Annotated in this window: 3 protein-coding genes; 1 reads left to right on the forward strand and 2 read right to left on the reverse strand. The window is 55.6% G+C overall.

Features of this window, described 5'->3' with window-relative positions; genetic code table 11:
- Both ychF and L0H14_RS12165 read right to left on the reverse strand, forming a co-directional pair.
- Positions 1-1,064 (reverse strand): redox-regulated ATPase YchF (gene ychF / locus L0H14_RS12160; RefSeq protein ID WP_301421962.1); only part of this gene is annotated, 1,064 nt, incomplete at its 3' end.
- 124 nt (positions 1,065-1,188) lie between these two features.
- Entirely contained in the window at positions 1,189-2,928 is a 1,740-nt protein-coding gene (locus L0H14_RS12165; RefSeq protein WP_301419853.1) for an L-aspartate oxidase, read from the reverse strand.
- Positions 2,929-3,005: 77 nt separating this feature from the next.
- Here L0H14_RS12165 and L0H14_RS12170 point away from each other — a divergent pair.
- Positions 3,006-3,377: LysR family transcriptional regulator (locus L0H14_RS12170; protein WP_301421963.1), on the forward strand; the 372-nt coding region annotated here is incomplete at its 3' end.

Below are 3,377 nucleotides of genomic sequence, written 5' to 3' on the forward strand. Positions count from 1 at the left end.
ACGACATCGCCGTCTTGCATCAGGTAGTCCTTACCTTCAAGGCGAACCTTCCCTTTTGCCTTAGCTTCGGCCATCGAACCGGCGTCAAGCAAGTCTGCGAACGAGACGATCTCGGCGCGGATGAAGCCTCGCTGGAAGTCAGTGTGAATGACCCCGGCAGCTTCTGGAGCGGTATCGCCCTTATTGATAGTCCAAGCGCGGGCTTCTTTTGGCCCAGCGGTCAGGTAGGTCTGCAGGCCTAGCGTTTCGAAGCCAACGCGTGCGAGCTGGTCCATACCGGATTCTTCACGGCCTGCCATCTCGAGCATTTCTTGGGCTTCTTCCTCTGACATTTCTACGAGTTCGGATTCGAACTGGGCGTCGAGGAAGACAGCACGTGCAGGAGCAACCAGATCAGCGAGTTCTTGCTGTTTGGCCTCGTCAGCCAAGATGTCATCATCGGAGTTGAAGACGTAAATGAAGGGTTTTGCAGTAAGCAGGTTGAGTTCCTGCAGGTGTTCCATCTCCAGCTTGTCGGAGTCGATGGAAGAAAAGATAGTGTCGCCGCGTTCTAGAACGGCTTGTGCTGCAACCATGGCGTCCAGGACGGCTTTATCCTGTTTCTTGCCTTTGACTTCTTTTTCAACGCGTGGGATGGCTCGTTCTAAGGTCTGCATATCCGCAAGGACCAACTCAGTGTTAATGGTTTCCATATCGGAGCTGGGGTCAATTTTGCCGTCGACGTGAATCACATCGGAGTCTTCGAATACTCGAACGACCTGTGCGATGGCGGATGATTCGCGAATGTTGGCGAGGAATTGGTTCCCTAGGCCTTCACCTTCGGAAGCACCTTTGACGATGCCGGCGATGTCAACGAAAGATACGGTTGCCGGCAGGATTTTTTGGGAGCCAAAGATCCCTGCTAGCTGGTCCAGGCGCTGGTCCTTGAGATCGACTATTCCAACGTTCGGGTCGATGGTTGCGAACGGGTAGTTCGCGGCAAGAACCGTCTGGCGAGTAAGGGCATTAAAGAGCGTTGACTTACCTACGTTAGGCAGTCCGACAAAACCAATTGATAAAGACACGGCGCCTACTCTACCTTGTCGAAAATGTCTCGTGCTCACGTGTGCCTGTTTTTGAAATTGACAGCAGAATGGCGCCTGGCCGATGGCCTGTGTTAGCAACGGATCATCGGCCAGGCTGGGTGGTTTATTCGACGAGCTTGCCGTCGGCACTGACCTCACGGATGAGGGCACTGATGTCTTCAGGCACCGGTGCGATCTCTTCTCGAGTGACGCCTTCGGTTGGTGACCAGACCAGGTTGACCTGCATGGCGGGGTCCATGTCTGGGTAGTCGCTGCGGTTATGGCAGCCACGCGTCTCGCGACGTTCCAGTGCTGCTTCCAACGTGGCCCGCGCAGATAGTGCCGAGGATTTTAGATCGTATGCGTGGGCTAAGTCTTGGAATCCGGCGATATCCGGGTGAATCCCGATATTGGCCATGCGTGCTTCAATTTCATCAAGCTGTGCCAAGCCAGCAGTGAGTCCTGCTTCGGTTCGCACGACGCCAGCATATTCGGTCATCATGTCGCGTATCGCACGTTGCAGGGCGCGGACATTTTCTGTGCCGTCGGCAGCGAGGAGTCGATCCACTTCACCGCGGGCTCTTGCTATGGCTTTTGCCGACCGAGTTTGTGCAGGCAGGTTGACTGAATAATGTGCAGCGGCCTGTCCGACGATGCGTCCGAATACCAGCAGTTCGATCAGGGAGTTGCCGCCCAAGCGATTCGCACCGTGCAGACCGCTGGATGCTTCACCGATTACGTAGAGACCGGCGACGTCGGTGGAATGGTCTTCGGGGCGCACCCAAACCCCGCCCATTGAGTAGTGTGCGGTCGGTGCGATTTCAATGGGCTCACGGGTCACATCGAGCATCTGTACTTCCATCATGGTTTGGTACACCCGCGGTAGCCGTTCCAGGATCACTTCGCGCGGTAGGTGCGATAGGTCGAGCCAGACGCCGCCTTTTTCCGTCCCGCGGCCTTCTTTGATCTCGGTATAGGCTGCGAGCGCGACACGGTCACGGGTGGAGAGTTCCATGCGCTCTGGGTCGTAGCGTTCCATGAACCGCTCCCCCAGTGCGTTGCGTAGGATGCCACCTTCGCCTCTCGCTGCCTCCGAGATGAGTGTTCCTGCCGCATTTTCTGGCTCAATAATGCCTGACGGGTGGAACTGTACGAGTTCTGGATCGCGGAGACGCGCGCCTGCTTCGACTGCCAGTCGGAACGAGTCACCAGTATTCTCGTCACGGCGAGATGAAGTTCGGCGCCAAATTCGGTTATGGCCTCCGGCCGCAAGAATTACAGCGTCTGCATGAATGAGGTATCGCTTGCCATCATTGACGTCGAAACCATAGGCACCGAAGACCGTGTTGCCTTCGGTGAGGATATCGGTGATGTACACAGTATCGAGGATGCCGATATCGAGTTGCTCACTGCGCTTGACCAGGCTGCGCTGGATTTCTAGGCCGGTGTAATCACCAGCAAATGCGGTGCGGCGGAAGGTATGAGCCCCAAAGAAACGCTGCGAGATTCGCCCATCTTCTTCACGCGCAAAACCCATGCCGTAGCGTTCCAGATCGGCTATGCCTTGTTCTGCACCTTTGGCCACGATCTCAACGGTCTGGGGATCCGCGAGGTAGTAGCTCTCTTTAATCGTGTCTGCTGCGTGCTGCTGCCAGGAATCTTCTTCATCCATGGTTGCCAGTGCCGCATTAATCCCGCCGGCCGCCAATGAGGTGTGAGCGTCATGGCGTGGACGTTTTCCCACAGCTAGGACATCGACACCGAGTTCGGCCAATTCGATGGCAGCACGAAGGCCTGATCCTCCGGTACCGATGACCAACACACTGGTAGAAATTTGCTGTTCTTGGGTTTTATTCTTCAACATGCTCCAACGCTAAGAACCTAGGGCATGATCAGTCCAATGAATTATCTGACTCGTTTCGATGCAGATATGCTATGAACATGAACCTTGAACAGTTGCAGAGTTTTCTGACCGTGGCCGAAACCGGTCATTTCACCAACGCAGCAGCGGAATTGCACGTTGCTCAACCCACGTTGAGTCGCCACATCTCGACCTTGGAAACTGAGCTCGGATCCGAACTCTTCAACCGCGCTAGGGGCAACATCACATTGACGGCGGCCGGAGAAACCCTTTTGCCGGTGGCCTCTCGCATGCTGGCCGATGCAGAACACATTCGATTCCAGATGCAAGAACTGGCCGGTTTGCGACGCGGCAGAGTCAGACTCGGGGCACCACCCAGTATGTGCGTTTCTGTTGTAGCCGAAGTGGTCGGACCCTATCACCAGGCCTATCCAGGAGTTGATTTGCACCTG

Origin of the sequence: Yaniella sp., from assembly GCF_030453185.1 — a bacterium.
Lineage (GTDB): Bacteria > Actinomycetota > Actinomycetes > Actinomycetales > Micrococcaceae > Yaniella.